2 protein-coding genes are annotated in these 2,997 nt (G+C 65.9%); one reads left to right on the forward strand and one right to left on the reverse strand.

Annotated features, from left to right (window positions below; genetic code table 11):
- Positions 1-409: 409 nt before the first annotated feature.
- Positions 410-1,957: a vWA domain-containing protein gene (locus VA603_RS10315; RefSeq protein WP_323438758.1), complete on the reverse strand. Its 1,548-nt coding sequence runs from the start codon at positions 1,955-1,957 to the stop codon at positions 410-412.
- A 186-nt stretch (positions 1,958-2,143) separates the two neighbouring features.
- On the opposite strand from VA603_RS10315, the gene VA603_RS10320 reads away from it, so the two are divergent.
- Positions 2,144-2,997: RNA repair transcriptional activator RtcR family protein (locus tag VA603_RS10320; RefSeq protein WP_323438759.1), on the forward strand; the 854-nt coding region annotated here is incomplete at its 3' end.

Below are 2,997 nucleotides of genomic sequence, written 5' to 3' on the forward strand. Positions count from 1 at the left end.
CCTTCGGCATTCGCGCATGCCGGCATTGAAACCACTTCATGCACCTGCATGAAGCGTTGCTGCGGGTGCCGCTGTACACGACAAGGGTGATGGAACGTCTCGCTGCCATGCCACGCGGGCGTGGCAGCGTTCCTGCTCTAACCACTGAGCTACCGGTGCATCGCGGCACCGGGCGGGAGTCGAACCCGCGACCTGGAGCGTGAAAGGCTGTAGTTCCATCGGCATTCGTACACACCGACATTGAAAGGGTGGAAGCAGGCGGCAAGGGGTGGACTGACTTCCGGAGTCGAACCGGAGGAACCCATGTAGTCAGACCGGCATCCGCCTTCTTCCATGAAAAATCCTGTTGTCCAGGCCCGGCTGGCCCCATTGCCAGCCGGGCATCATTGCGACGACCTCCGTGTCGTCCCTACAAAGGCATCGCGGCCACCCGCTCCACCCAGCGCGGGCGCTGTCCGGCGGGCAGGCTGGCATTGGCCAGCAACTCGAACACCGCATCGCTGAAGCCGCCCACGTGCAGCACGTCCTCCCGCTCGACGGTCTGGCTGGTCGCCACCGGCTGCAGGTCGATGCAGACCAGCTGCGCCTGCGGGCAACGCGCCTTCAGCGCGGCCCACTCACGCAGGGTGGCGGTCGCACCGCTGCCACGGGTGTCACGCCAGCTTTCGTTGTCGGACACCAGTACCAGCAGGTCCACTTGCGCACGCTTGCGGTTGAGGTAGGCCAGCGGCGCACTCACCGACGTCCCGCCACCGTTGATAGCCAGCTGGCGTGCCAGGGTCATCACGCTGTCGCGCGGGTTCAGCGGCTGCGGACGGATGTCCGTATCGAACGGCAACACCTGTGCCTGCGGGTGGCCGCGCAATACGCAGGCTGCGATCAGCGCCGCCACGTCCACGCAGCGCGCGGCCGAGGTGGCGCCCTTGCGGTAGCCGGTGACCGGCGACTGCATCGACCCGGACACATCCACCGCCACCACCACGTTGCCCTGCAGCGCCGGCACCGATGCGGTGGCCAGTTCCATCGCATCCTGCAGCGCGTCCAGGATCGGACGCGGCAACGCAGCGGCGGCGTGGTAAGCCATCAGCAACTGGTACGGCAGCACCCGTGAACGGGCGATCTGCTGCGGGTCACGCAGCTTGGTGGCGACCACCTCCACCATCGCCGGGTCCTCGAACACCCCATGACGCGCGAACGTGTTGAGGTTCATGCGCAACTGCTGCCAAGACGCGTTGCGTGCCAGCATCGCCCACTGCGCGGCATCCAGCGGCAGCGCGGTGTAGTACTGGAACGGCAGGTCCGGCAACGCGCCGCGTGGGTCACGCTTGAACGCCTCATAGGCCTGCAACTCCACCGGCAGCAACGCCTCGTCGTGCGGCCGCCCGATCACCCAGGCATACAACGCTTCGCGCGCGGCATCCTGCGGCTTGGGGTGGACCATGCGGATCACGTCGGCCAGCGACGGCTGCTGGCCGATCGCGGCATGGATGATCGCCTTCGGCGAAGCCTGCTCCAGCCACTGGCGCAACAGGCGCTTGGGCAGCGAACCCAGCGAACGACGCCCCACCTGGCCACTGCGCATGATCTGCACGAACGTACGCAGCATGCGGCCGCTGTCGATCACCTGCGGGAAGGCAGCGGCGAAGGCGGCGCCATCACGCACGCTCAACGTCGCCAGCAGCAACGCCGGCATGTCCTTCATGTGGGCCACGGTATGGGCGTACACCGCGGTGCGGGCGACGAAGTCCGCATCCACTTCGGCGCATAGCGCCAGCACCTGCTCCAGCTGCGTCTCGGCATCCCCGTAGAAGGTGCTGCTGAGGCAACCGGTAGCGGCAAACAGCGCCAGCGCCGCACGCGGGTCACGGGCATAGGCCAGCCCACCGGCTTCGTTGCGCGCCTGCGCCTTCGGCAGCAGCGCACCACGCAGGGATGCGAAAAGGGTTGCGTTGGCCATCCGGTACTCCTTGGCGGGAATGCCCGCATCTTGTCCTGGCCCTATAAACGCAATGGCCGTGCCAACTTTTCGGGAATGACGTCAACTGATTGATTTAAATATATATTTTTTCATTTCAGGCGCCATCCCGTGCGCCACAAGCAATCTATTTCGTATACTTCAATATCGCAATTTATAGGAATGGATATGCCCAAACGACAGGTGGTGTTTGGCATGCTCGGTACCCAGCTCGATGCCGGCAATGGTCCGGGCCGTTGGGAGAAGTGGCGCCCCACCGTGGCCCTGGGCATGCACGAGGACTTCCAGCTCGACCGGCTGGAGCTGCTGCTGGACCAACGTCGCTTCGGCAAGCTGGCCCAGCAGGTCAAGGACGACCTGGCGCAGGTGTCGCCCGCCTCCGAGGTGCGCCTGCACGACAACTACCTGGTCGACCCGTGGGAGTTCGAGGGCGTGTATGCCCGCCTGCACGACTTCCTCGCCAGCTATCCGTTCCTGCCGGACGAAGAGGACTACTACGTCCACATCACCACCGGCACCCACGTCACCCAGATCTGCTGGTTCCTGCTGACCGAGAGCCGCCACTTCCCCGGTCGCCTGCTGCAGACCTCGCCGCCGCGCAAGCAGGCCAGTGGTGATCCCGGCAGCCATGCGGTGATCGACCTGGACCTGTCCCGCTACGACCACATCGCCCAGCGCTTCGCCCAACAGCAACTGCAGGACCGCGACCTGCTCAAGGGCGGCATCGCCACCCGCAACCCGGCGTTCAACCGGATGATCGAGCAGATCGAAACCGTGGCCACGCGTTCGCGCGCACCGATGCTGCTGATGGGGCCGACCGGCGCCGGCAAGAGCCAGCTGGCCAAGCGCGTGTTCGAGCTGAAGAAGAACAAGCATCAGCTGCCAGGCCGCTTCGTCGAGGTGAACTGCGCCACGCTGCGCGGCGATGGCGCGATGAGCACGCTGTTCGGGCATACCAAGGGGGCCTACACCGGCGCCAGCGGCGACCGCGCCGGCCTGCTGCGCTCGGCCGACAAGGGCCT

This window comes from Stenotrophomonas capsici (genome assembly GCF_034961085.1).
In the GTDB taxonomy this organism is placed as follows: Bacteria; Pseudomonadota; Gammaproteobacteria; order Xanthomonadales; family Xanthomonadaceae; genus Stenotrophomonas; species Stenotrophomonas capsici.

Bases quoted from the DNA above. Each gene is read 5' to 3' on its own strand.
- VA603_RS10315 (WP_323438758.1), bottom strand. From the start codon at position 1,957: ATGGCCAACGCAACCCTTTTCGCATCCCTGCGTGGTGCGCTGCTGCCG.